The following is a 24,619-nucleotide window of genomic DNA, read 5'->3' as shown; positions in this document are numbered from 1 at the left end:
AATGGGATTCCAATACAGAAATTATCAATCGGAATCTATCGAGGTAGGTATAAATTTTTTCCAATCAGACACAACTGACAATGGAATTACAATTTTACCTACCGGTTCTGGAAAGTCGATTGTTGTTGCGGGTATTGTTTCACGGCTGGAGGGCAAAACGATTGTTCTCCAGCCCTCGAAAGAGATTCTGGAACAGAACTATGACAAGTATTCAAAATACGGAAAAGCATCCATTTATAGTGCATCCGTTGGCGAGAAAAGAATTGACAAAGTTACGTTTTGCACCATTGGCAGTATCATTAACAAAAAACATCTTTTTGCCGGAACAAATAACATCCTCATCGATGAATGTCATTTGGTTAATTCCGAAGATGGAATGTATCAGGAACTTATTAATTATTTGCCTAATGCAAAGGTTTTAGGATTGACGGCAACTCCTTACCGATTGTCGCAAACAAGCGAAGGACCACAATTAACATTCTTGACCCGTTCTGCTCCAAAGATATTTAACAAAGTACTGTATTATGTTCAAAACAGTACGCTGTTTGATGCCGGATATTTGGCAAAGCTGGAATATTACTCCTTTGATGTTATTGACCGCTCCAAACTGGAATTAAACAGTTCAGGAACCGACTTTACCCAAGCTTCGTTAAGCCGGTATTACAAGTCAATTGATATGCCCAGCCGAATAGTGAAATATGCGTATCATATTCTTTCCAAAAAGCCCAATCTATTGATTTTTTGCGCCTTGATCACCGAAGCCAAGGAAGTGGTAAAACGTATTCCAGGAGCCGTTCTTTTGACATCAGACACCAAGAAAGAGGAACGGGAACGAATCCTTTCACATTTCAAAAAAGGAATTATAAAATGCTTGGTAAACGTAGGTGTTTTGACAACCGGTTTTGATTATCCGCAACTTGAAGCAGTCCTGATGGCCAGATCAACTATGTCACTTTCATTATACTATCAAATCATCGGTAGAGCAATGCGTATTTGGCCGACAAAAGAAAATGCTTGGTTTGTAGATTTAGGTGGAAACATCAACATGTTTGGCAAAGTAGAAACTATGAAAATCCAAATTGATAATGAAGGTAGATATGCAATTTGGAACAACGGCAGACAGCTGACCAACGTACCTTTTAAAAAGTAGAATTAATATGGCTAGAGAACAAAGAAAAGATGTTGATTATTTTCCACACGATTGTACTCACGGACGTAAAATGCACATCATTGAAACAAAGTATGGTAATGATGGGTATGCAACTTGGTTTAAGTTATTAGAACAGCTAGGAAAGGCCAATAATCATTACATAGATGCTTCGGATGAAATGACCTTGATGTTTCTAACTTCTGTTTTTAAAATTGATGAAGAAAAAACACTTTCGATTTTAAATGATTTGGCAAAATTAGGAGCAATTGACAAAGCTCTTTTTGATGATTACAAAGTGATTTTCAGTCAAAAATTTGCTGATAGTATTCAAGATGCTTATCGAAATCGAAAAGGTAAAATTTTTCAATACAGCGACATATTGGACGAAATAAGGCAAAAAAACGGTCAATCTTACGTAAGAATGACACCCAATGACGCCAATCTTACGGAAGTTATCCCTAAAGTAAATAAGAGTAAAGTAAAAGAGAGTAAAGTAAAAGAAAACAAAGAAGAATATACTCCTAACGGAGTTGTTGATTTTCCAAATCAACCTCCAGCTCACAAGATTGATTTTGATAAACTTCTTTCTTTTTTTAATTCAAACCGTGGGCTTTTGCCGGAGGTAAAAAAAATGTCAGATGTCAGAAAAAAAAGAATTCAGCTTTTAGAAAAACAATACGGCAAAGAATCAATTCAGACCGTAATTCAAAAAACGAGAGATTCTCCATTTCTGCAAGGCGAAAACAAAGAAAACTGGACGGCTAGTTTTGATTGGATTTTCAAACCAGCCAATTTTTTAAAAATTTTAGAAGATAATTATGCAAGAAAACAAAACATACGAGGTAATAATTCATCAGCAACAGATGCTGAACATAAGCAATCAGCAATCAATGCAGTTAATGCATTGTTTGGCGTCAAATGATGAGGTTGGATTAATTGTTTTTGAAAAAAATTTAAGTCTTCTAAATGCAATTGATGGAACTAAATTAAATAAACTTGAAAAATCAGTTGGCGAAATTAATACCATAACTGCAATTTGTTATTTGTTGAACCGGTTCAATTCTAATTTCAATGTAGGCAAATCCCTAACACAACAGCAATCAGCATTATTGGCATCGGATATTGTAGAAAAATACCCCTATGAAACCATTGAAGATGTAGTGTTGATGTTAAAACAAGTTAGACAAGGAATTCTTGGGGATGGAAAAGATTACAAGCTCGATGGCCAAAACGTACTTGCAAAATGGTTTCCTGAATATCTTGAAAAAAAATACATAGAATTTGAGCGCATAAAAAAGAAAGAAAATAGCGATTCTGAAACCGAAAAAAACATTCGAAGCAATGCGGTTCATCAGTTTTACGAAAAAAGAAAAGCCGAAAAAGCACGAAAGGAAAAAGAGGAAAAAATACATCTTGAAATTGACGAAATGATCCAAAATATGGATAGGCAAATGCTTGAAGACACTATTTCACACTGGGAAAAACAGGAAGAAATGAAACCTTTCTTAAATTATTTAAGGGAAAAAAGATTAGTCGTTAAAGGCGATTATAAATTTTAATTATGAGCAAAATACTTATTGGAATTGATCCAGATGTTGATAAAAGTGGTTTTGCAAGGATAGAAGGCAATCAATTGAAACTGGACAACCTTTCCTTTTTTGACTTATACGAAGAGTTGAAATTTTACAAGGAACTTGAAGTAAAGCCAGTGGTGTATATAGAATGTGGTTTTCTAAATAAATCAAACTTTCATAAAAAAGCAGGAATGAGCGCTGCATTAAATGCCAAGATTGGAGAGCGAACCGGAGCCAACTTTGAAACCGCAAAAAAAATTGTTGAAATGTGTGAGTATTTGAAAATGCCATACGTAAAAATTCAGCCGAAAGCTTCCAAAATTACCAATGACTATTTCAAAAAAATAACTGGTATAAACGCCAGGACCAACCAAGAGCAACGCGATGCAATGATGCTTATTTGGGGAAGATAATTTTAAACAATCAAATTTTAAAAACGAGTAAAATGAAAACATCAAACGCATTTAAAGAAACCATCAAGGCTTACCTTGACAAAAGAGCATCAGAAGATGAACTCTTCGCTGTTACCTACCAAAAAGAAAACAAAAATCTGGACGAATGCTGCAACTATGTTGTGCAATGCGCAAAAGAGGGAAAATGTGAGGGATATGATCCTACTGAAGTTTTTGGGTGGGCAGTTCATTACTACGATGAAGACGACATAAAAAACATCAAACCTATCAATTGTAGAGTAGTTGTTAATCAGGCCGTGGAACTGACCGAAGAGGATAAAGCATTGGCTAAAAAACAGGCAATGGACTTGGTAATTGAAGAATCAAAAGAGGAAGCAAAGAAAAACCTTTCTGAAACTATTGAACTATCTGAAGAAGATATACAGGCTGCTAAAAATCAAGCTATCGAGAAAATAGCTTCTGATCAAAAAGAAAAATTGGTCGCCAAGGCTGCCAAAAAGAAACCAACTGCCGAAGTGGAACAAATAGACTTATTTGAGTAATTATGAAGCCTAAAACTAAACTACATCTGGAAGTTTGGAATCTACATCAAAAACTTTCAAATCCTAAAGAACATGAACCTTTTGTAATTTCTAAACACGAATTCTACTATACAACACATTACAAGAATTTAATTTGCTTAGAATGTAATCATAGCTGGAAACCATCACAAGTTTGGCACGAAGAAGTTTTAGGTGTTAAATGCCCTTCATGTAATCAAAAACTTAAAAAAATAAGCACTGAAAACGGAGGAATGGTAAGCAGATTTATAACCTACTCTGTTGTTAAAGTTGTTGATAGATTTCAAGTAACAAGATACTTTTCGTGTTGGAAGCACATGTCTAAAAATAAAATTCCTAGATATGGTTTTCATAGTTTGTTTGAAGAATGGAAAGATTGGGATAAAAACAAAAGCGTAATTGTTGGAAGAACCAAAGGATGGACTGGTGATGGATTTAATTCTACTGAATATGAAATAAGATATATTAATAATTCAGGATGGCATGGAAATCCGTATGCTGCTTTTTCATCAGATTACAATTGTCCTAGAGCAGAATTTTTGCCTAGATTTCAAAAGTATGGATTGACAAAATACAAACACGACTGTGATTATAGAATTTTACTTGACAGAATCGAACATTCGCCAAAAATAGAAACCCTTTTGAAATCAAGGCAAAAAGAGTTGTTAGAATTTGCGTTGTACAAAGACAGCAGACACAACACTTATTGGGATTCAATCAAAATTGTAATCAGAAACAATTACAAGATAAAAGATGCCGGAATTTGGTATGATTACTTGGATTTGTTGCGATATTTCAAAAAAGATTTGCACAATGCAGTATATGTGTGCCCGAAGAATCTCAAAAAAGAACACGATCGATGGATGAAGAAAAAAAGAGAGATTATAAGGCTTCAAGAAATAGAAAACGAGCGTTTGAGCGTGATTAGACGCCAACAAAAACTGGAAAAAGCCATTGTAGATTATGTCGAAAGATGGCAAAAGTTTTTTGATCTGGAATTCAAGAAAGGAAATATATCTATTTCAGTATTGAAAAGCATTGAGGAATTCAAGGAAGAAGGCGATGAACTCAAGCATTGTGTGTACACCAATGAATATTATCTCAAGGAAAAATCCTTAATCCTTTCAGCCAAAGTCGATGGCAAACGAGCCGAAACCATCGAGTTGAAGCTTCCAGAACTAAAGATAGAACAATCACGAGGTTTGAAAAATGAAGCAACAAAGCATCACGAGGAAATAATAAAATTGGTCGAAAATAATCTGGAGAAAATCAGAAAAATAGTAATCAAAACAAAGCCTAGAGGCAAAAGCAAATCAGCAGCATAACAATTAAAAACAAAATTTATGAAAATTACAGTCGAAAGCCAATTGTTGGCAAAAAATTTAAACGTTTTGAAAAAAGTAGTTCCAAACAACTCCACAATGCCTATTTTAGGATGTTTTCTTTTCAAGGTAGATGAAGGCAAATTAACCATTATTGCCAGCGATCTGGAAACTACACTCCAAATCCAAACAGAAGCAATATGTACTGAAGAAAAAGGTGATTTTGCCGTGTCTGCCGATTTACTTATCGAAATTGTAAAATCACTTCCAGACGATTCATTGACCTTAAATTTATCGAAAACTGAATTGGAAATTGAAAGCTTCTCCGGGAACTATAAGATGGCCGTTGATGACGCAAGTGCTTTCCCAAGCACACCGGAAACTAAACAAGAAAATGAAGTTTCACTGGAAGCTCACGTTCTAAACAAAGCGCTTATGAGTACTTTGTTCGCCACCGGAACCGATGAGTTAAGAGCGATGTTGACAGGAGTTTGTTTGGATTTCCAAAAAGAAGCTTTGGTCTTTGTGGCCACCGATGCCAACAAACTGGTAAAATATACTCGAAACGACATCAAATCAGATGAAGCAAAACAGTTGATCATCCCTAAAAAACCAATTATGGTACTTACAAATGCATTAATGGGTAAGGATGAGACAGTGAAAATTGGCTATAACGTTACCAATATTTCTTTTGAAATGGAAAACACGGTAATGATCTGCCGTTTGATTGATGCTAAATATCCAAACTATGAAGGCGTAATTCCAAAAGAAAACCCAAATACGCTGGTGATCAATAGAGCCGAATTGCTGAAATCGATAAAAAGGATTTCCATTTTTGCCAATAGAACCACACACCAATTGGTTTTTGACAAAAAAGGAAACTCACTCACCATTTTGACAGAAGACAAGGATTACAACAATAAAGCGGTCGAAAACTTGACCTGTGTAGGTGATGGAGATGATTTAAAGATTGGTTTCAATGCTCGATTTTTGGGAGAAATACTCTCCAATTTGACCAGCGAAAAAGTTAAAATAGAAATGTCGCAACCCAACAGGGCAGGTATTATAACGCCAATAGTCACCACCGAAGACGAGGACAGTATTTTGATGCTGGTGATGCCGGTTTTAATTGCTTCATAAAAAATCCTGAAATAGTAAAAACCATCGGAGCATATATTCCGGTGGTTAAATTAAAAATCAATTAAAAATTTTTAGAATGGAATTACAGATACTACGAATTACCCATACAAAATATTCCGGAATGGATATAGAACTTTTAAGAGATAAAAATCAAGACGAGGAGGATTATGTTCCGCCAAAGTCAGGTGACTATGCTCTTGTGAAAATCGAATCACTAAACGACAGAATCGCAGTCGAGGAATTTATTAAAAATCTAAAAAAATAATTTATGAAAGCACTATCAATCAAACAACCTTGGGCATCATTAATCGCTCACGGCTTCAAGGACATCGAGAATAGAACCTGGAGAACTCATTTCAGAGGTAGAATTTACATTCACGTATCAGCAAAAACAGCAGGAGATTTTATGCGTTTATTAAGTAATAAACAATTAAATAAGGTAGTTTGGGAACTAGAAAACTATAAAACATTTGAAACATATTTCGAATATTCAGCCATCATTGGAGAAGTGGAGATTATCGACTGTGTTATAAATCACGAAAGCATTTGGGCTGAAAAACAACCAGATTTAACTAAAAAACCCATTTGGAATTGGGTACTTGACAATCCGGTTCTTTATGATAAACCAATTCTTAACGTCAAAGGGAAATTATCTTTTTGGTATCCTGATACTGACATTGTAGAATGTATTGGATGCAGTCAAAAATTTGACATTGAGACAATGGAAGAAGATGATGGTGGTGAGAAATTCTGTCCAGAATGTTGGGAGGTACTTGCTCCAATTATGGCACAAGAAGCTAAAGAAATTAGAGAATTAGAAAAATAAAAACTATGAGCGAAAACATTAAAAAAACTCAAAAGGTAATCCTGTTTCCGGAAGATCCGGAAATAAATAAAGAAGTAAATCAGGAAGTAGTAATTTCAGAAAATGGATCCTGCATTAGTATTATGCACGATGGAGAAGCAATTTGGATGAGTGTGGATAATTTCATAAAGTTTGCAGAACTGATTGATTCAGCTTTCAATGAATTATGTGTTGAAAACCATAAACGGTTTTTGTAATGCTTAATCCCAACAATACCTACAGCAGAAAATCCAACGTAATTTATGAAAATGATATTCCGATCATAATTCTGAAACATAATTTCATTGACATTGAAAAACTCTCTGAAACCGTTATCAATTATATGAACCGGTTTATGGTAATGTTTCCTGATTTGTTTGAAATAATAGTTAAAAAAGAGGAAGAAATCAACGACCAACTTTCTCTTTTTTAATTCAAAGAATAAACCAAATCCTCTTGACAGTGAAAAGATGTCAACCTAATATTGCTCTACAATTAACTTAAAAAAGACAATATTATGGCTATACTTTTATTCACTCCAAGAACAACAATTGACGCAAATTTACTGCAGTACAGATTAGATAATTCCTCTTACCACGCCGAGTGGAATGTTTGGACCGGTGCTTACGAATTTCAAGAAGAGGAAGAAAATATCGATCAACTGGAAGAGGACTTATCAATGTCAATTACTTACGACATCAATGGATATTTTGAACTACAAAGCTAAAATTTTAACCAATGACAGAAAACGAAAAATTATTTCAAAGCGCTTTATTAGAATTAGCTTTTGAGATTGGCAGAAACTACGAACAAATATTTTTGAGTTTGGATTTATACAATACTATAAATTTTGAAGAAATGAGTTTTGCTCAAGAAAAAGGAGCTATGTATTGCATAGATAATACAAAAATAGAAAATATTGTTAAGGCTAAATACAATTCACTATCTGAAATTGAACAAAGAAAGTTTCAAAGACTGATTGATTTAAAAAAACAAGTTTCTGAATTACCAACTAAATTTAAAATTTAATATGTTTCACTCTGAATTTTTCCCAACTCCATTATCAGCTATCGAACTTATGCAACTTGATTGCACAGGCAAAGTTATATTAGAACCACACGCTGGAAAAGGCGACATTGTGGATTATTGCTACCTAAACGGAGCAAAAGAAGTTTTGGCTTTTGAAATCAATAAAGATCTTCAGCAAATAGTAAAGCAAAAAGCCAATTTATTAGGGGATGATTTTTTTGACTGTAAACCCGAACAAGTCAGTCATATTCATGCAATTTATATGAATCCACCTTTTAGCAATGCTGATAGACATATTCTCCATGCTTGGGCAATTGCTCCGGAAGGTTGTGAGATAGTGGCGCTTTGTAATTATGAAACAATTGCAAAGGATTTGAGATATGGCCAGTTATCAAAACTGATTAATACTTACGGAACGGCTGAAAATTTAGGAGATTGTTTTTCCACAGCCGAAAGAACCACCGGAATAGACATAGGATTGTTGAGGTTATTCAAACCGTTAGTTTCAAAAGAATTTGAGTTTGAAGGCTTTTTTATGGATGAGGATGAAGAAGAAGAGCAAGGCGAAGGAATGATGCAATACAATGAAGTCAGGGCGTTGGTGAACCGATACGTTGGCACAATGAAAATTTTTGATAAAATGAAAACCGAAATTGATTCAGTCAACATGATGATTGGACAAATCGGAATGTCAAGCATCAATTTAGCCATTGGCCACGAGAAAGATGTAACTACCAAAGAGCAGTTTTCAAAAATAATCCAAAAGCGTTCCTGGAACCATATCTTTCATAAAATGAATATGGAAAAATATGTTACTTCTGGAGTAATGAAAGACATCAATAAATTTGTTGAAAACCAAGAGAAAGTTCCTTTCACGATGAAAAACATTTATAGAATGTTGCAAATCATCGTCGGAACACGTCAAGAAACATTCAATAGAGCGCTCGAAGAAGCAATTGACAATTTTACACGGCATACCCACGAAAACAGATTTGGAGTAGAAGGATGGAAAACAAACTCCGGATATATGCTTAACAAGAAATTCATTTGCGAGGGAATTATTGATACTGGTTGGGGATTTCAAGTAAAATACGATTCTTATAGTAGTCGTAAGATTGATGATTTGGTAAAAGTCTTATGCAACATCACGGGAACAAACTATAATGATGTTGGTTCGCTTTACCGATTCAATTTTGACCCTAAAAAAATGGAAAAGACATTTGATTTAGAACCAAATACTTGGTATGAATGGGTTTTCTTTCATATAAAATTCTTTAAAAAAGGCACAATGCACGTTAAATTCAAGGATGAAAACGATTGGTACTTGCTAAACAAAGCCTACGGAGAATTGAAAGGATTTACTCTTCACGAACAATATAAAAAAGCATCCTGATTACAAGTAATTAATATTCAGTTATTTATGATAAAGTCACTTACTACAAGTGGCTTTATTGTTATAACATATTTTGCAACATTATAACATATTTTGTTACATTTGTGGTATAATGTAACCAAAGAAAAATATTTCAAAAATAATGACCCCACAAACTATCAATTCAAGAATCATCAAAACAGAGCCAATCAACTGGCGTGAGCTTCAATTCATCCAACAGGAAAATTTCAAGGAATGGGTCAATAACGGAGCGGAAAAGTTAGTTGAATCTATATTAAAATACCAATTCATTTCTCCATTTATGGTATGGCATAACGGGGGAGTGAACTACTGCCTTGATGGTCGACATAGGTTTTTAGATTTGGAAAAAGTATCATTGTCCGGTAGTTCAGTTCCGGAATTGCTACCAGCCACTTTTGTTGATTGTGCCAATATGAAAGAAGCAGCCGAATTGGTTTTGGTATATTCATCGGCTTACGCAAAAATAACCCAACAAGGATTGCTTGACTTCGTCAACAACTTTGATTTGGACTTTCCGGATATGCAAGCGATGTTAAACATTCCAGACTTTGATGATATCGCTTTTCAAGGATTGATGAATAAAAATGATTCAGAAAGTGAGACAATCATTCCATCATCTTTGAAAGATAGTTTTATATTTCCTCCATTTTCAATTTTAGATACACGCTCTGGAATATGGCAGGAACGAAAACGTAAATGGCTGTCTCTTGGTTTCAATTCACAAGAAACCCGAGAAGATGTTGAGCTAATCGCAAAAAGTGGCCAATCGACAGCAATCTATGAACTTCGAAATAAAATGCGTGAAAGTTTAGGACGCGACCCCGAGTGGGATGAAATCCTCGATTATGCAAAGAAAAAAGGAATGCACGTTTATGAAGGCGCCAGTATTTTTGATCCGGTGTTGTGTGAGCTTCTGTACAAGTGGTTCTGTACTAACGGAGGTTCTGTACTTGACCCATTTGCTGGTGGTTCTGTTCGTGGTATAGTGGCCGGAGTTCTCGGTTATCCTTATGCCGGAATTGATTTGCGACTGGACCAAGTAGAAGCCAACCGAAAACAAGCTGCTTTGTTAAGCCTTGAAAATGTAGAATGGTTTGATGGCGATAGTAATGAGATTCTTGATACTTATAAACCACTCGATGGATTTGATTTTCTTATGAGCTGCCCACCTTATGCCGATTTGGAGAAATACAGCGACGATCCAAAAGACTTGTCGAATATGGATTATACCGACTTCAAAGAGGTTTATTTCAGTATCATCAAAAAGGCAGTTACACAACTCAAAGATGATCGTTTCGCCTGTTTTGTAGTGGGTGATGTTCGCGATAAAAAAGGATTCTATTACAACTTTGTGAGTGATACAATTCAAGCGTTTAGAGATGCCGGAATGGAATTGTACAACGAAATAATATTGGTAAACGTGGTTGGTTCTCTGGCCATTCGTGTTCGTCGCCAGTTCAACGGTGGCCGAAAAGTAGGCAAAATGCACCAGAATGTATTGGTGTTCTACAAAGGCGACCCAAAGAAAATAAAAGAAAACTATCCTGAATTAAACTTGGGTGATGATATGGAGGAATTAAATAATGAACCGACTATCGCTTTATAAATAGTTTAAAGTTTTGCTTACATTTATGCCATTGTAACAAAACTAAGTGAAGAAATGGCAAAAACAAACTACCAAATATTAATCGAAATGAGAGATTCCATTTTAGAATACTTAGAAGAAGAAAAAACGATAAATGAAAAAGCATTGTTAGCTTATGAGCCAAAACCAATTGCTGAAATACGTATTTTAAGAGAAAAAGAAGCTATCAAACTTCGTGATAGAATAACAGAACTGAGCCGACATATTGCAGTTATTAAACGAATGTACCCAAATCAATAAACGATATGCCGGGTGTTAGATCAAGTAAATTAGAAACTGAAAAGCGAGTATTCACTATTCAAGGTTGGATAATCAATGGCGTGCCCGATTATTTGATTTTAAAGAATATCGAGCAGCAGTTTGTAAATAAAGATGGCGAGTACATCAAGAGAAGGCAATCAAAAGTTTTACTTCAAAAGGCTTACAAGATTTGGCACGAAGAGCAAGAAGCTACCGTAGAACAAAAGCGGTCGTTAAAAATTGCAGAACTAAAGCAAGATGTTCGTTCTATGGATGCTAAATTTAAAAACACACCTCAAGGAATGGCTGTTTTGCTTAACTACAAAAAGGAAATAAATAAACTTGAAGCAATATACCCAGTGACTAAGATTATGATTCAGGGTGACAAAGAAAATCCTTTGGTAATAACTAATTCCGATGAACGAGAAGCACGCATAGCTGAACTTATAGCCAAAGCACAAAAATAAATTTTGGATTTTTTTTAACTTTATAATAACATATTTTGCAATTTAATAGTAAAATATGTTATTTTTGATGTCGTAATGAAGCCTTTCTAGTCAATGAAAGGCTTTTTTAAATGGGGAAGTAGCTCAGGGAGTAATCCAAGGTTAGAGCATCACGAAAACAATAGTCGTAATCTGAAAATGTACAAAAGTAGGGTTAGATATTCTAGTAGGAAGGTCAGCGGTTCGAGTCCGTTCTTCTCCACAAAACAAAAAGCAGTTCATACCGATAAGGCGGAACATGGAACCAGTCGGGTTGAAAAAGGCTCGTTAAATCATTCTATGATACATCGATTACTGGGTAAAAATAGGGATGTAGACAATTTGAATCGTATGGCGTTAGGTAGTATTAATGTTTTTTAATTTTCATTGATACACCTTATAAAAAATCAGATGTGAGCTGCTTTTGTTTTTTAATCAAACCAAAAAATTATGATAGAAATTGTAAACGGCCGTGTTTTCGTTGAAGGAGTAGAAACAGTAGACCCAACACTCATTGGCTACGCACTACTTGATTTTGCAGAATCCCAAGAAAATGACGGGATGAAAATTGTCTTCAAAGATCAGGATGTATTTGTCCAATCATTAATCACGGAACTATAATGGCCAGACAAACAAAATTTATCAAAGACAGCAGGATTTCAAACAATAGAGTATCAAAGTATGTTGGCGTTCGCTGGGATAGGGAATACTCTAAGTGGGTTTCTACCGTGCTACATAACAAAGTAAAATACTTATGTGGTTGCTTCGATGATGACCGAGAAGCGGCCAAAGCCAGAGACGTGAAGATTATTTCATTAGGACTTGCAAAACCATTACAAATTTTAAAAAGAGCGTGAAAATGAACTTCTTCCTAAAATCCATAAAAAGAAAGCTATCGATCCGGTTTCAAAACCTAATCAGGAAACGTGCCCAAAAGGAACAGGTTAAAAGAATCATCGAAAAACACAACCTAAAAGACCCAATCGAGCAACAAAAAATAATTGATAAATTTGTATTGATGCAACAAAATAAACGAGCCTTTGGGCGTAAAGCAAGGGAAAGCATCAAGGACAAAATCAAGTTTATGATCTATTATAAATTAATAAAAGTTGTAGAGTAATGAAAAGGCAAAACTATTACCAGGTTCACAAAAACAAAAAGCCTAAAAAGCTTCGAAAAAGCAATCCGAGTAGGTTTGTAATTCAAGCTGCAATTATTTCAATGCAATCATTTGCTCAACACGCTATAATAGTTTCTCAACAATTTAATTCAGTTATAGAAAAATCTTTGGCAGTAGTTGAAAACATAAAAAATCACGCTGAAGCAATCTCTAATTTAACCAAAAACAAGAATGGAAGAACTTCAATCCGAGCTAGACGAACTAATTCAACTTCGAGAAAGCTATATGGTAAATGCCAGAAACGATGAATCATTGAATGATAAAATCAGGGAACTGCAAAAGAAAATCAGGGATTTTAAAAAATAACAATTGCTAACAGATGCTGAAATATTGGAATTAGAAACTCTTTTGAAAGAAAGAGACATCGACATTTCCAGAAATAAGCTAAATGTAATTAACGATGACACCAATCCAAACTATAAACTTCTGCAGGAATCGATTGTTCATCAAGAATACAATGACAAGGATGAATTAGTTAAAGGAAAAAGAGGTTGTGCATTAGAAGGTTCTTCACGTTCTGGAAAAACCTGGTCCGGTGTAGACATCATTATTTGGCTTTGTCTTTACGTAGAAACCAAATGTACCATCAACATTTATCGTGCTACATACAACGAATTCAAAACAACTTTATACGATGATTTCAAACGTAGATTGGACGATTACGGACTTCCAAACAAGTTTCACGATGCCGAAGAGATTAAAAGTTTCAAAATAGGTCAAAATACAATCTATTTTCTTGGCGATGGAAAGCATGGTGGAGGTTGTGACTATGCTTTTTTCAACGAAATGATGTTTATTAAAAATTCGGTGTTTGATCAAGTAGAAATGCGCTGCCGTAAATTTTGGTGGGCAGATTACAACCCATCGTTTACAGAACACTGGTTTTTTGACAAAGTTCTTTCCCGTCCGGACGTTGGTTTCTTAAGAACCACATTCCTTGACAATCTCACGCATTTGTCGGTACAAGAAAAGAACAAAATCAAATCTTGGGAACCTTGGAAGCCTGGATCATATATTGTAAAAGATGAGGAAATACATTGCTACAATAAAGCAACTGGCAAGGTTGAACCTATAACCAAAATAAACCAACCGCCACCGCATCCAACAAACATTACTAACGGAACGGCCGACGACTTTATGTGGAAGGTGTACGGTCTTGGATTGCGTGGCGCAATGAAAGGCGTGATCTTCAATCACGTTACTTGGATTGAGCCAAATGAATTTCCAGACATACAGCACATTTATACCAATGACTTTGGATTCACGACCGATCCAAACGCATTAAATAGATATGCCGAAGATGAACATAATATTTGGATAGAGCCCCTGATTTATACACCAATTGAAACAGCGGCCGAATTGGCGGGTGTTTTAGAATCTTTTGGAGTACGGAAAAATTCCAGTGACTATGATGAAGATGGAGATTTAATTATTTGTGATAGTTCCGATAAATACACGGGCGAGAACAAAGGAACAGTTGAAATGGTTCGAGAATTAAAAAAAAACCATAGATATAATGCTAAAAAAGTAAGCAAAACCAAAGGTGTTATGTATTGGCTTAACTCGATGAAGACAAAAAAAATACACATCGTCAAAAACCATCTGTATGCCCAAATTAAGAAAGAAAAAGAGAATTATAAGCTGAAAGAAATTCAAGGAATTTGTATCAACCAGCCAATTGATTTGTGGAATCACTTTTGGGATTCTGGAAGATATGGCCACATGGCGCATAATAGCCAAGGCGAAACCGTATTTAAAATGACAGAGGAACAAAGCAGAAAACTAAATTATTAATAAATTATTGTTATGGAAGAAATAATCGCATTATTACAATCAGACCCAGCAAAGGCAATTGAGGCCATTAAAGCTCAAAGTACCAAGAAGGCATCTGACATCGAAAACTATGTCAAAGAGTACAAAGAATTTGACAGGAACCAACGAGATGGTCAGCTCGAAAAAATTCAGTTAGATAAAACTCTTGAAGCTGGAAAAACTTCTAAAATGGTTAAAATTTACATTAACCACGCTCAGAACATTGTCGAAACTTTGGCGGCTTTTGTCATTGGAAAACCTATCACGTTAATTCCATCAGAAGAAAATGATTTATCAAAATTGGTAAAACAAATCTGGAGAATAAACCGTATCGATTCTAAACTTTTAGATGCTACCATCATCAAATTTTCACAAACACAAGTAGCAATGCAATTCTATATTGTAGATGCCGGAGAAACTTCCCTTTTAAACAAAGTGTTGTCATTTTTGAAACTAAAAACACAAGTCAAAGAAATTAAAGCTTTGGTTTTAGATAATACCAAAGGAACAATGACACCTTATTTTGATGCTACAGACGATATGTTGCTTTTTATGTGGGAATATAAAGCCAAAGAAGGAGAAAAAGAAGTGGACAATGTGCAAATTTGGAACGAAACTAATATGATTCATTTCAAAGATTCAGTTTTATTCGCCAATCTTCCTCACGGATTCGACAGGATTCCAATTGTTTATGATAGTCAAGATGAGCCTCTTTGGTACACCGTGAAATCTCCAATCGATAGACACGAAGTTGCTTTGTCAAAATTAGGTGATGCCAATGATTATTCCGGCCATCCAATATTGGTAACTGAAGGAGAAGTGTCTAATATGCCATTGAAATCGGAAAGCGGTAAACATTTCAATATTCCTATTAAATTGGGAGGTGATGATGGAAAAACAGTTATCAAAGGCAGCGTTAGTTTTCTTGAAGCTAAAACAGCACCGGAAAGTAATAAACTAGAATTAGACAAGCTCGAAGATACAATTGCTTATGGATCTGGAGTTCCAAATTTATCATTAGAAAAACTAAAATCACTGGGTAATGTTGCCGAAAAAACAGTCAAACTAATGTTTTTAGCCACTGACATAAAAGCATCTTTGAAACAATCAGCAACGAGAACATTTATAGAAAGATGTTTGAATATCATCATTTCGGGTGTTACAAAAACAACTAATACAACTATGGCCACAGAAGGTAAATCGCTGTATTATGACGTGCAGTTCAATTCTATTTTGCCATCGGATATTGCAGAAACGGTAACATATCTTTCAGATGCAGTTGCCGGTAAATTTGTTAGTCAAAAAACAGCCATTGGATTAATTGATTTGGTAGATGATCACGAAGCAGAAATAGCTCAAATAGCATCGGAAAATAAAGTGGATATTGTAGTGCCTACAGCTTAAATTATGAAATCAAAAACAGTTCCAATACCCATATATTTCGGTAAACTTACGATCATAAGTACCGATGATTTTAAAGAAGTGAACAAGATTTACAAAACAAAAGCCAAAAATAAGCTTTATGATGCCGTTGTGTTTGAAACTCTTGGAAGAGGAGAATATGTAGTAGCCATAAAAGTAGTTGATTGGTCGATAATTGCCCACGAAACAGTACACTTGGTAAACGATATTTTTTTAAAGTGCGGTGTGCAACTAGACCGAGTAAATGATGAACCACAGGCTTATTTAACTGGATGGATAGTAAATGAAATCGATAAATTTTTAAAAGAACAATAATAAATAAAACAAAAAGTAAAATGGACAAAGGAGAAGTAATCGGAAAAGTGTATTTCAAAAGTGAAGTAGAACTTATTGGAGCCAACCAAATGAAAAAACAAAACTTGGTAGTGGAAACAGATGCTCAATATCCGCAAAAACTGCCTATCGAATTCATCAAGGAGAAATGTGATTTATTGAACAATCTTCAAATAGGCCAGCAAGTAAAAGTGAGCGTGAATGTCCGAGGTAACGAATATCAGGACCGTAACCAAGTAACCCGTTTTGGATTGAGTTTTCAAGGATGGAAAGTTGAATAAATAAAGCGGAACCCGAAAAGCTAACGAGTAGGGAAAATATAAAAATATATAATTATGCCACAAGTAAGAGCAAAATTCGTGTGTAATCAAATTACAGACAGTCCAGAGTATAAGCAAAAATTAGTTTCATTAACTCCAGTAGTTTCCGGAAGTGAAGAAAATAAATCATTTGCAAAATACACACCAGCTGGAAGCGTTTCATTAAATATTAGTGATGAAACAGAGGCAGCCAATTTCTTCGAACAAGGTAAAGAATACTACCTTGACTTCACAGAAGCATAAAATTAGAAACACTTCAATATTAAAACCACTCTTTTTTTGGGTGGTTTTTTTATGTTAAAATTTATTATTTAGAATGATTCTAAATAAGATATTTTATTTTACATTTGTTAAATAAAATTCCATCACATGAGTTTCCAAACATTTGTAACCGAGAGATTAGCAGCTATAACGGCTACTATAAATGCAATAGCTACTAATGCTAAGAAAATTGACGAGTTACCAGTTCAATCTAATTTAGATCCAGCATCAAAAATACACGTTTCAAGAGGTGGAATTTCTGAGAGTTTGGAAGTTCAAAAAATAATAGATGCTGTTGCTTCAGGTTCTTATGACCAATTATTAGCTATTGGTGAAATTACGTTAGCTGGCAATGTGGCCACAATTCCAGCCAATGCACAATGGAAGATAGATGAGGTATATTATGGAAACATAGCTGATATAGTAAGAACAATTCCTTATTGTGCAACGGGGCTTGCGAGAAAGGATATTTTAGTTGCCAATACTTCAAATGATATTGTTTTAGTAAAAGGACCTGAAACAGCTGGAATTACCATTAGACCAAACATCCCTATAAATACTGTTTTAGTAACTGAGATGGATGTGACTGATGTAGCTATTGGCGAACCTACGCCACCAATAGTAGGTGATAATTACATTGCTAAAATCGAAAAAACATATAAAACACTTACTGGAACAGGAATTGTTACTGTAGTTACCGTGTTGAGTGATACCTATAATTCAGCTATCTTGATCAATGATGCTGTCACTCAAATAAACACTATAGGATATGGTAATTCGATGTATTTATATCCAAATAAAAAACTGATAATAAAAAACGCACAAACTACAGATGTGATTTTAAAGCACAATACATCAGGTACTGGAAGTTACAAGTTTTTCTTTCCGAATCTTCAAGATTTTGTTTTAAAACCAAATGAAGTAATTGAATTTGTTTTACGATTTACAAATACTAATGCGGGTAAATTTGATTATGTTGGAATAATCACAGATTTATCCACAAAAGTAGATAAAGTAACTGGCTACTCCTTGACTAAAAATGACCTGACCGATGCTTTAAAGTCAATTTATGATAGTGCTGTAACGAATGCTAACAGCTCATGGACTTGGATAGCGACTAATGGAAGTAGTTTATTATCACATTTAACCAGAACTGACAACCCGCACAACGTCACGAAATCGCAAGTGGGATTGGGTAATGTTGACAACACGAGCGATTTAGACAAGCCAATATCTAACGCTACAAAAGCCTACGCGGATGGTTTAGTAGTGGGTTTAATTGATGATAGAGGTAACTATAATGCCTCAGTTAACACATTTCCCACAACTGGAGGAAGTGGTACAAGTGGCGCAATTCTTAAAGGTGATTTGTGGTATGTTTCCATAGCAGGAACTCTAGGAGGTCAATCAGTAAACGTTGGAGATAGTTTCAGAGCTTTAGTTGATACACCTGATCAAACAGCCACAAATTGGGATATTTTAGAATCTAATATTGGATATGTTCCAGAAAACACTTCTAATAAATCGACTTCAATTGTAACGGATTATTTAAGTAATATCAAGTTTCCAAGCGCAAAGGCAGTATATGATTGGTCTACAAGTATCTTTCAAACTTGGATTTTAGGAATTGAGACAACGGCAGGAATCACTTATACTTTGAATATTGCTAATATTTACAAAAGAACCGTTTTCACGGGAACTAATCCAGTGGCTCTTACGGTTCCAGTTAATTCAAGTATTGCAATAGCTATTGGAACTAAAAAAGAATTCACGGTACAAGGAACTGGAGCTGTTACTATTGGTGGTTCAGGAATAACTTTTGTTCAAACTAATCTAGTTTTTGGAACTGGAGAAACTTTTCATTTAACCAAAATTGATACTGATACATGGACTGTTGAGGGTAACGCGCCAGCTTCAGGTGCAAAAACGCCTTATACTTATTATGTAGATTTAATAAATGGAAATAACACAACAGGGACTTATCAAGATGCTAGTAAACCCTTTGCTACTTTAGATTATGTAATGTCTTTAACTGGTTTAGTAGCTAACTCAAAAATTCAGTTAATGGATACAGGCACATACTACGTTAATGGAATTTTTAATGATAAAGTAATTGAGATAAATAGTGATTTTGCTTGTACAATTAGTTTAGTAAATAATCCTTTAGCATCTGCAATATTTAGTAATGCAACTAATTTAAAAATAAATATACCTAAAGGTATTGTCGATTTTAGAAGTACGGCGGTTAAAAACCATTCAGGGTATTGGGGGTGTAAATTAAATATTACTTGCGATACTTATAAAATGAATGCTGGTTGCTACGTTAGGGCGACTCCTTTTAATCTTAAAGCTAATACATTAATTCATGAGGGTGGGTATTTAATTGTTCAAGGGGGACATGATGTAGGTTTAAGTACTATATTAATCGATACTATTGTTAGCTCTACAGGAGGAACTTTAATTCAATCAGGCTCATATTTTTTATTAGATTTTAATGAATGCAATGTAACTAGTAGTAGTAATGGCTTGATGCTAGTAGAATACGCAGGTGGAGGTGACTTACCAATATTTATAAATCATGGTAATTATACAGCAACTACTTCTAATGCTTTTACTTATATTCAATCGTGGCAACCAAACTGTACAGTGAATATAAATTATAAGAATAAATGCAAAGTTACAGGAAATGTAAGATTTGCAATGAATTCTGGGAATGCTATATGGTACTTTAAAGGTAATGCAGAATATACATCTACTGAAGCTTTAATATATCGTAGAGCTTTTACAATTGTATTTGATACTTGCGTTTTTAAATGCAAAAGATTAACAGAGGAAATGTTTGGGTTTACAGGTTGGAATACTCAATTTACTTTCATTGATTCATATATAGAAGTAGACTCTGATTTTCTTGCTTTTGATTATGCATCACCTACAGACTTTCAAGTTCCTAGTGGAATTTTTAAAGGTCATAATACTGTTTACATGAAAGTTACTCCTGCAAATTTTATACGTGCATCTTCAACAACAAATAATATGAGTATTAATGTTATTGGTACTTTAAAAACAAATGGAGTATTACAAACAGGAGTCACTCAAAATAATTTAATACCATAAAAACATGAAACTAGCCGCACAAAAATACATATCGCCACTTGCTATACAAGGTTCATTTTCTAATGTGGTTGTAGAAGATGTAAAATTAACTCATAAACGTTTTGATAAGTATTTGGCAATCACTTATGAAATGTCATATCTGCGTGATGGCCAAAGAATAGTTCTTGATACAAAAGATTTGGCTTTTTTGGGTATGAATGACAGTGACGTAAATTCAAATAGAACGGCAACTTTTAGTATTCCTAATCCTGATTACAATTCAGAAATTGAAGGTTCCGAAGAAAGAATAACGGTACCAATGATTGCATATTTACAACAGCATCTTGGAGCATTTCCAGAAGATTTTGTAATGGTTGACTGGGGTTATCCAACTTATGAAGATGCAGTCACTTATTTCATTGGAGGAACTTTGGAAGTTCAAGAAGTTCAAATATCTCAAGCATTTGCCAAAATGTGGTTTCTGAACACTTTCATTATTAATGGTGAGTTGATCGGTAATCAATTCACATTTGAAGAAGTACTATAATGGGATTCCTGCTGTTCATAATAGCCTACATACTTTTTCTGCCACTAACGGTAATTAACTTTTTCTATGTAGAAAAGAAGAAAGGCTATTTCAGGAGCACGGCAAGGAACATTGATATTTTTGCCAATAGGGAGTTTCGGGCATTTTGGAACAAAGTATTGATAGAGCCAGACGGGTATCAATTCGGCAAGGAAGGCGAACCCATTTCAAGCGCATTAGGCAGAAATCAATTGCTTAAAAAACTAAAACCAAAAGGATTATGGCTTGTGAAACAATTAGATAAAATAGAGGAAGATCACTGTATAAAATCAATAAGCTACGAAATATAAAAAAAACATGGAAAAACTACTGGCTTTTGCCTTACCAAAATTCACATTACTGTCATTATTTATAAAAAAACCAATATTAATAGTAGTAAGCGTTCCGGCTATTGCAGCAGTATCCCAAGTGGTCAGTTATGAAGGTGTTTGGTTTATTTTTTGGTGGTTTTTTGCCGGAGATTTATTATCAGGATTATTGGCGTCTTATTATGAATGGAAAAAAAGCGATCATAAAGAACGATGGTTTTTTGGTAAAGGCGAAGGGTTTTCCAGTGATAAAGCTAAAAAAATGGGTATTAAACTAGCTGTTTATTTATTGGTTCCTCAGTTATTGATTAATCTTCAAAAAACGCTGCTACTCAAAAATTTCAAATATTCAACTATCTCAGATGCTGAATTTGAATTAGCCACAATCGTTGTGCTGTTTTTTTGTGCCATTGAAGGCTTTTCTATTTTTCATGAAAACCTACCAAAATGCGGTTTTGATTTATGGAAATCAATAAAAAAAATGATTGGCTTTTATAAAGAAGCTAAAAAAGAAATAACAGAGTAATTATGAGTAATATGGACGCAACAACCAAAAAAAAAATAGAAACACTTCATCCATCAGTGCGTGAAGAAATGATTAAGATAGTCAATGAATGCAATTCAGTTCTAACCGGTAAATCACAAGTTAGAATTTGCGAAGCATTGAGAACCTTTGCAGAACAGGATGAATTGTTTAAGAAAAAACCAAAAGTAACCAATGCTAAAGGCGGTCAGTCGATTCATAATTATGGCTTTGCCGTTGATATTGTAATGATAATTGATGGTAAAATAGCCAGTTGGGACACACATAAAGACTGGGACGGGGATAAAGTAGCTGATTGGGATGAATGCGTTAAAATCTTCGCAAAATATGGATGGTCATGGGGTGGCAATTGGACTTCATTTAAGGATATGCCCCATTTTGACAAAATTGGCTTTGGAAACTGGAGGGTTTTATCTACAAAAAAAAGAGATAGTAAAACTAATTATATAATTGTGTAAAAATGAAAAAGCAAGATGTAAATCATGTTGTTTTTTGGATTTTGGTAATTGCTATTTCAGTAGCTATGAATTGGGAAAGTATAGAAATGTATTTTAATATAAAATAATTTAAAAATAGATAAAATGACAAATGAAATAAAATCAACTTCTAAAATCAAATAAGATGGGAAAAATATATGCAGGTCAGTCTGATTTAACAATAAAATTAGAAACAGGAAAAAACCTAACGGGAATTTCTAATGTTTCGATAATCACAAAGAATCCTTTGGGAGTTTTAGGAGCATTTCCAGCAACAGTTATGGATGCAACAAAAGGCACAATTCAATATGCAGTTACTTCTATAAATGATATAAATGCAGTAGGAAACTATATTTTTTGGGCTAAAGTTGTAGATGCTCAAGGATTAATTTCAATTGGAGAACCAACTACACTAAGAATATATAAAGAAGGATATTAAAATTAAAACTATGAAATTTATCACACCTTACATTCAAACAATCAGAACCATTTTAATAATTGCCGGGATAGCTTTGGCAATTTGGTTTTACAAAGACTGGCAGTTTCAAACATCTGAAAACAAAAGGCAAACTGAAAATATGCATCAAACACGAATTGCTGATAGCTTGCGATTTTCAACACAAAATTTATCTTCTGATGAGATAAAAGAGTATTTAGAATATCAGAACTCAGGTTTAAAAAACAAGCTCGCAAAAGAGGGCATTAAGCTAAATAGGATTGAAAGTATTATTTCTGCAAATTATAATTACAAGGATACTATTAAACGAGAAACCGATATATCTAATTTGGTTGTTGCGATAAAAAATAGCATTCCCAAAAGTCAAGAATGGAGTGACACCACTAAATGCCAAACTATAAAAGGGATTGTTTCTTTTGACGGTCAAAAACTTAAGGTTGTTGTCAATGATCGAGAGTTTAAAAACAAATCAGACGCCGTAGCGTATTGGGAACGTAGGCAATGGAATTTCTTAGGATTAAAAACTAGATTCCTTGGAAAAAAACAATTTACCTCAAAGGTATTTGATGAATGTGGAGAAAACAGGATTATAAAAATTGAGAAAAAGGAATAGTTTTATATTTATTTTGGTTAGTATCGGGAGTGGTTACCCGAAGGAAGCGGTCAATTACGACCGCTTTTTCTATTTTTCCAACTATCGTTATGGTATTTGTCACTTGGACTACTATTGAATTTCTCCCATAGTAATCTTATGACTAAGGCAAAAACGAAGATCGAGATTATAAAGTCTAAAATTGTCATATATGCAAATTTATTAAAAATCGGGAGAATTCTCCATTATTTGTTTTCTGTAAACCTCTTTCACTACTGTAGCGTATTTGGTTGTCATTAATTTGGAAGTATGGCCATATAGTTCTCGAAGTGCATCCAGATCCATTCCTGCCAGAATCTTTGCGTTTGCTCCAGCGTGTTTGTTGCTGTACATATTCACGTCTTTAAATCCTAAACCAATTTTCACAATAGTTTCCCATCTACGAGTTGCAGTATCTCGTTTCATTTTAGTAGGCCCTGGAATAAAATCCAATTTCCCACCTACATTTCCTTTGCCTGGTTCCCTAAAACTTCCAAACAAATAAAATTCTTTAGGTAGGTTCTCAAAATCCATTGATTTGTAAATCTCAAACAAATATCTATTAATCGGAACTATGCGCTCTTTGTTAGTTTTGGTAATCTCTGGAGGTAACACAATTTGAAAGCTTCTCATGTCAATCATAAACAATTGTATTTTCAATATTTCTTCAGGTCTTATTCCGGTATGGAATATTGTAACTATGAAATTGTAAAAATTGGAATGCGAACTTTGCAGACACTGTTTTATTATTTTGTGCTGTTGAGGTGTTGCCGGGATGTTTGCCCTGCTTTCAGCCACAGCCAAATTCTTGATGTTATTGGCTGGATTGAATTGGAGAATGTCCCATTGAATAAGTTCGCTTAAAACGGCTCTAAAATGGTCAAGATATTTATTATATGAATTATTTGAAGATTTGCGCTGCAGCTTTACTTTTTCCAAAATAGTTTTGACGTGGATGCGCTTGGTATCGGCTACAGGAAGATAATTCAATGAAAGAGCTTCGATGCCAGTTTTCACAAAATCAATAGAACCACGATAGCCTAAATAGGTTTTTGGAGCCAAAGCATCTTTTTTCTTGTCAAGTGCAAAATCCAATGCTTCCATTAAAGTCATTTCGGAACTTGTGTCAAAAGCATCCGGAATTAACGGATTCCATCCTTTTTTTAATTTGGCATACAAAGCATCACGCAAAGCGTTGGCTTCAGCTAAACGTTTGTTATAGTTCTTGATGTAGTTGATTCCTTTTTTGAAACAAATTTTTGTGCCGTTGTATCTGAAATACACGTACCAAGATTTGTTGAGGTCGTCATACTTGACAACTTTTGGAATAGTAAAGATTGATTTTTTCATTTTAATTTATTTAAAAATTAAAATGCTTGA

33 protein-coding genes and 1 tRNA gene are annotated in these 24,619 nt (G+C 34.4%); 33 read left to right on the top strand and 1 reads right to left on the bottom strand.

Annotation, left to right across the window (positions count from 1 at the left end; all coding sequences use genetic code 11):
* The first annotated feature begins 1 nt into the window (after nucleotide 1).
* The 33 genes from ACM55H_RS05345 to ACM55H_RS05185 all read left to right on the top strand — a co-directional run bounded on the left by ACM55H_RS05345 (nucleotide 2) and on the right by ACM55H_RS05185 (nucleotide 23,221).
* Entirely contained in the window at nucleotides 2-1,150 is a 1,149-nt protein-coding gene (locus tag ACM55H_RS05345) for a DEAD/DEAH box helicase (protein WP_416835520.1), read from the top strand.
* A gap of 7 nt (nucleotides 1,151-1,157) precedes the next feature.
* Nucleotides 1,158-2,072 carry a DUF4373 domain-containing protein gene (locus ACM55H_RS05340; RefSeq protein WP_416835519.1) on the top strand — a complete coding sequence of 305 codons (915 nt, stop codon included), beginning with the start codon at nucleotides 1,158-1,160 and terminating at the stop codon, nucleotides 2,070-2,072.
* Nucleotides 2,041-2,709, top strand: coding sequence for a hypothetical protein (locus ACM55H_RS05335; RefSeq protein WP_416835518.1), 669 nt, complete (start codon nucleotides 2,041-2,043; stop codon nucleotides 2,707-2,709). The genes ACM55H_RS05340 and ACM55H_RS05335 overlap by 32 nt, the downstream gene beginning before the upstream one ends.
* 2 nt (nucleotides 2,710-2,711) lie before the next feature.
* Entirely contained in the window at nucleotides 2,712-3,137 is a 426-nt protein-coding gene (locus ACM55H_RS05330) for a hypothetical protein (protein WP_416835517.1), read from the top strand.
* 32 nt (nucleotides 3,138-3,169) lie between these two features.
* Nucleotides 3,170-3,679, top strand: a complete 510-nt coding sequence (locus ACM55H_RS05325; RefSeq protein WP_416835516.1) for a PcfK-like family protein — start codon at nucleotides 3,170-3,172, stop codon at nucleotides 3,677-3,679.
* Nucleotides 3,680-3,681: 2 nt separating this feature from the next.
* Nucleotides 3,682-5,022 carry a PcfJ domain-containing protein gene (locus ACM55H_RS05320; protein ID WP_416835515.1) on the top strand — a complete coding sequence of 447 codons (1,341 nt, stop codon included), beginning with the start codon at nucleotides 3,682-3,684 and terminating at the stop codon, nucleotides 5,020-5,022.
* 18 nt (nucleotides 5,023-5,040) lie between these two features.
* Entirely contained in the window at nucleotides 5,041-6,159 is a 1,119-nt protein-coding gene (gene dnaN, locus ACM55H_RS05315; protein WP_416835514.1) for a DNA polymerase III subunit beta, read from the top strand.
* Nucleotides 6,160-6,235: 76 nt separating this feature from the next.
* Complete coding sequence (locus tag ACM55H_RS05310) at nucleotides 6,236-6,424, top strand: hypothetical protein (RefSeq protein WP_416835513.1); 189 nt, start codon at nucleotides 6,236-6,238, stop codon at nucleotides 6,422-6,424.
* A 3-nt stretch (nucleotides 6,425-6,427) separates the two neighbouring features.
* Nucleotides 6,428-6,985, top strand: a complete 558-nt coding sequence (locus tag ACM55H_RS05305) for an ASCH domain-containing protein (RefSeq protein ID WP_416835512.1) — start codon at nucleotides 6,428-6,430, stop codon at nucleotides 6,983-6,985.
* 5 nt (nucleotides 6,986-6,990) lie between these two features.
* Nucleotides 6,991-7,221: a hypothetical protein gene (locus ACM55H_RS05300; RefSeq protein WP_416835511.1), complete on the top strand. Its 231-nt coding sequence runs from the start codon at nucleotides 6,991-6,993 to the stop codon at nucleotides 7,219-7,221.
* A complete protein-coding gene (locus ACM55H_RS05295; protein ID WP_416835510.1) occupies nucleotides 7,221-7,436 on the top strand; it encodes a hypothetical protein in 216 nt (71 codons plus the stop codon). The genes ACM55H_RS05300 and ACM55H_RS05295 overlap by 1 nt, the downstream gene beginning before the upstream one ends.
* An 84-nt stretch (nucleotides 7,437-7,520) precedes the next feature.
* Nucleotides 7,521-7,730, top strand: coding sequence for a hypothetical protein (locus ACM55H_RS05290; RefSeq protein WP_416835509.1), 210 nt, complete (start codon nucleotides 7,521-7,523; stop codon nucleotides 7,728-7,730).
* Nucleotides 7,731-7,741: 11 nt separating this feature from the next.
* Nucleotides 7,742-8,032 (top strand): hypothetical protein, encoded by a 291-nt coding sequence (locus tag ACM55H_RS05285; RefSeq protein ID WP_416835508.1) that lies wholly within the window; start codon nucleotides 7,742-7,744, stop codon nucleotides 8,030-8,032.
* Nucleotide 8,033: 1 nt separating this feature from the next.
* Nucleotides 8,034-9,425 carry a DUF4942 domain-containing protein gene (locus tag ACM55H_RS05280; RefSeq protein ID WP_416835507.1) on the top strand — a complete coding sequence of 464 codons (1,392 nt, stop codon included), beginning with the start codon at nucleotides 8,034-8,036 and terminating at the stop codon, nucleotides 9,423-9,425.
* A 142-nt stretch (nucleotides 9,426-9,567) separates the two neighbouring features.
* The gene (locus ACM55H_RS05275; RefSeq protein WP_416835506.1) at nucleotides 9,568-11,052 is read left to right on the top strand and encodes a hypothetical protein; all 1,485 of its coding nucleotides are present in this window, start codon (nucleotides 9,568-9,570) and stop codon (nucleotides 11,050-11,052) included.
* A gap of 54 nt (nucleotides 11,053-11,106) precedes the next feature.
* Entirely contained in the window at nucleotides 11,107-11,331 is a 225-nt protein-coding gene (locus ACM55H_RS05270) for a hypothetical protein (protein WP_416835505.1), read from the top strand.
* A 5-nt stretch (nucleotides 11,332-11,336) separates the two neighbouring features.
* Complete coding sequence (locus ACM55H_RS05265; RefSeq protein ID WP_416835504.1) at nucleotides 11,337-11,798, top strand: hypothetical protein; 462 nt, start codon at nucleotides 11,337-11,339, stop codon at nucleotides 11,796-11,798.
* 112 nt (nucleotides 11,799-11,910) lie between these two features.
* Nucleotides 11,911-12,039, top strand: a tRNA-OTHER gene (locus ACM55H_RS05260).
* Between the two features lie 227 nt (nucleotides 12,040-12,266).
* A complete protein-coding gene (locus ACM55H_RS05255) occupies nucleotides 12,267-12,437 on the top strand; it encodes a hypothetical protein (protein ID WP_416835503.1) in 171 nt (56 codons plus the stop codon).
* 238 nt (nucleotides 12,438-12,675) lie between these two features.
* Nucleotides 12,676-12,936 (top strand): hypothetical protein, encoded by a 261-nt coding sequence (locus tag ACM55H_RS05250; protein ID WP_416835502.1) that lies wholly within the window; start codon nucleotides 12,676-12,678, stop codon nucleotides 12,934-12,936.
* Nucleotides 12,937-13,167: 231 nt separating this feature from the next.
* Entirely contained in the window at nucleotides 13,168-13,302 is a 135-nt protein-coding gene (locus ACM55H_RS05245) for a hypothetical protein (RefSeq protein WP_416835501.1), read from the top strand.
* A 3-nt stretch (nucleotides 13,303-13,305) separates the two neighbouring features.
* Entirely contained in the window at nucleotides 13,306-14,790 is a 1,485-nt protein-coding gene (locus ACM55H_RS05240) for a terminase (protein WP_416835500.1), read from the top strand.
* Nucleotides 14,791-14,802: 12 nt separating this feature from the next.
* Complete coding sequence (locus tag ACM55H_RS05235; RefSeq protein WP_416835499.1) at nucleotides 14,803-16,212, top strand: phage portal protein; 1,410 nt, start codon at nucleotides 14,803-14,805, stop codon at nucleotides 16,210-16,212.
* Between the two features lie 3 nt (nucleotides 16,213-16,215).
* Complete coding sequence (locus ACM55H_RS05230) at nucleotides 16,216-16,545, top strand: hypothetical protein (RefSeq protein WP_416835498.1); 330 nt, start codon at nucleotides 16,216-16,218, stop codon at nucleotides 16,543-16,545.
* A gap of 20 nt (nucleotides 16,546-16,565) precedes the next feature.
* Nucleotides 16,566-16,844: a DUF3127 domain-containing protein gene (locus ACM55H_RS05225; protein ID WP_416835497.1), complete on the top strand. Its 279-nt coding sequence runs from the start codon at nucleotides 16,566-16,568 to the stop codon at nucleotides 16,842-16,844.
* A gap of 54 nt (nucleotides 16,845-16,898) precedes the next feature.
* Nucleotides 16,899-17,126, top strand: a complete 228-nt coding sequence (locus tag ACM55H_RS05220) for a hypothetical protein (RefSeq protein ID WP_416835496.1) — start codon at nucleotides 16,899-16,901, stop codon at nucleotides 17,124-17,126.
* 126 nt (nucleotides 17,127-17,252) lie between these two features.
* Entirely contained in the window at nucleotides 17,253-20,258 is a 3,006-nt protein-coding gene (locus ACM55H_RS05215) for a hypothetical protein (RefSeq protein WP_416835495.1), read from the top strand.
* Nucleotides 20,259-20,262: 4 nt separating this feature from the next.
* Nucleotides 20,263-20,784, top strand: a complete 522-nt coding sequence (locus ACM55H_RS05210) for a hypothetical protein (RefSeq protein ID WP_416835494.1) — start codon at nucleotides 20,263-20,265, stop codon at nucleotides 20,782-20,784.
* A complete protein-coding gene (locus ACM55H_RS05205) occupies nucleotides 20,784-21,113 on the top strand; it encodes a hypothetical protein (protein WP_416835493.1) in 330 nt (109 codons plus the stop codon). Before ACM55H_RS05210 ends, ACM55H_RS05205 begins: the two co-directional genes overlap by 1 nt.
* Before the next feature lie 7 nt (nucleotides 21,114-21,120).
* A complete protein-coding gene (locus ACM55H_RS05200; protein WP_416835492.1) occupies nucleotides 21,121-21,657 on the top strand; it encodes a phage holin family protein in 537 nt (178 codons plus the stop codon).
* 11 nt (nucleotides 21,658-21,668) lie between these two features.
* On the top strand, nucleotides 21,669-22,133 hold the full coding sequence (locus ACM55H_RS05195) for a M15 family metallopeptidase (RefSeq protein WP_416835841.1): 465 nt from the start codon (nucleotides 21,669-21,671) through the stop codon (nucleotides 22,131-22,133).
* A 163-nt stretch (nucleotides 22,134-22,296) separates the two neighbouring features.
* Nucleotides 22,297-22,590, top strand: coding sequence for a hypothetical protein (locus ACM55H_RS05190; RefSeq protein WP_416835491.1), 294 nt, complete (start codon nucleotides 22,297-22,299; stop codon nucleotides 22,588-22,590).
* A gap of 10 nt (nucleotides 22,591-22,600) precedes the next feature.
* Nucleotides 22,601-23,221 (top strand): hypothetical protein, encoded by a 621-nt coding sequence (locus tag ACM55H_RS05185; protein WP_416835490.1) that lies wholly within the window; start codon nucleotides 22,601-22,603, stop codon nucleotides 23,219-23,221.
* Between the two features lie 201 nt (nucleotides 23,222-23,422).
* On the opposite strand, the gene ACM55H_RS05180 is transcribed toward ACM55H_RS05185, so the two are convergent.
* On the bottom strand, nucleotides 23,423-24,589 hold the full coding sequence (locus ACM55H_RS05180) for a tyrosine-type recombinase/integrase (RefSeq protein WP_416835489.1): 1,167 nt from the start codon (nucleotides 24,587-24,589) through the stop codon (nucleotides 23,423-23,425).
* Nucleotides 24,590-24,619 lie beyond the last annotated feature (30 nt).

This window comes from Flavobacterium cryoconiti (genome assembly GCF_048158645.1).
Classification (GTDB): Bacteria; Bacteroidota; Bacteroidia; order Flavobacteriales; family Flavobacteriaceae; genus Flavobacterium; species Flavobacterium cryoconiti.
Note: the sequence above shows the minus strand (reverse complement) of the source record. Positions and strands in the feature narration are given on the sequence as shown.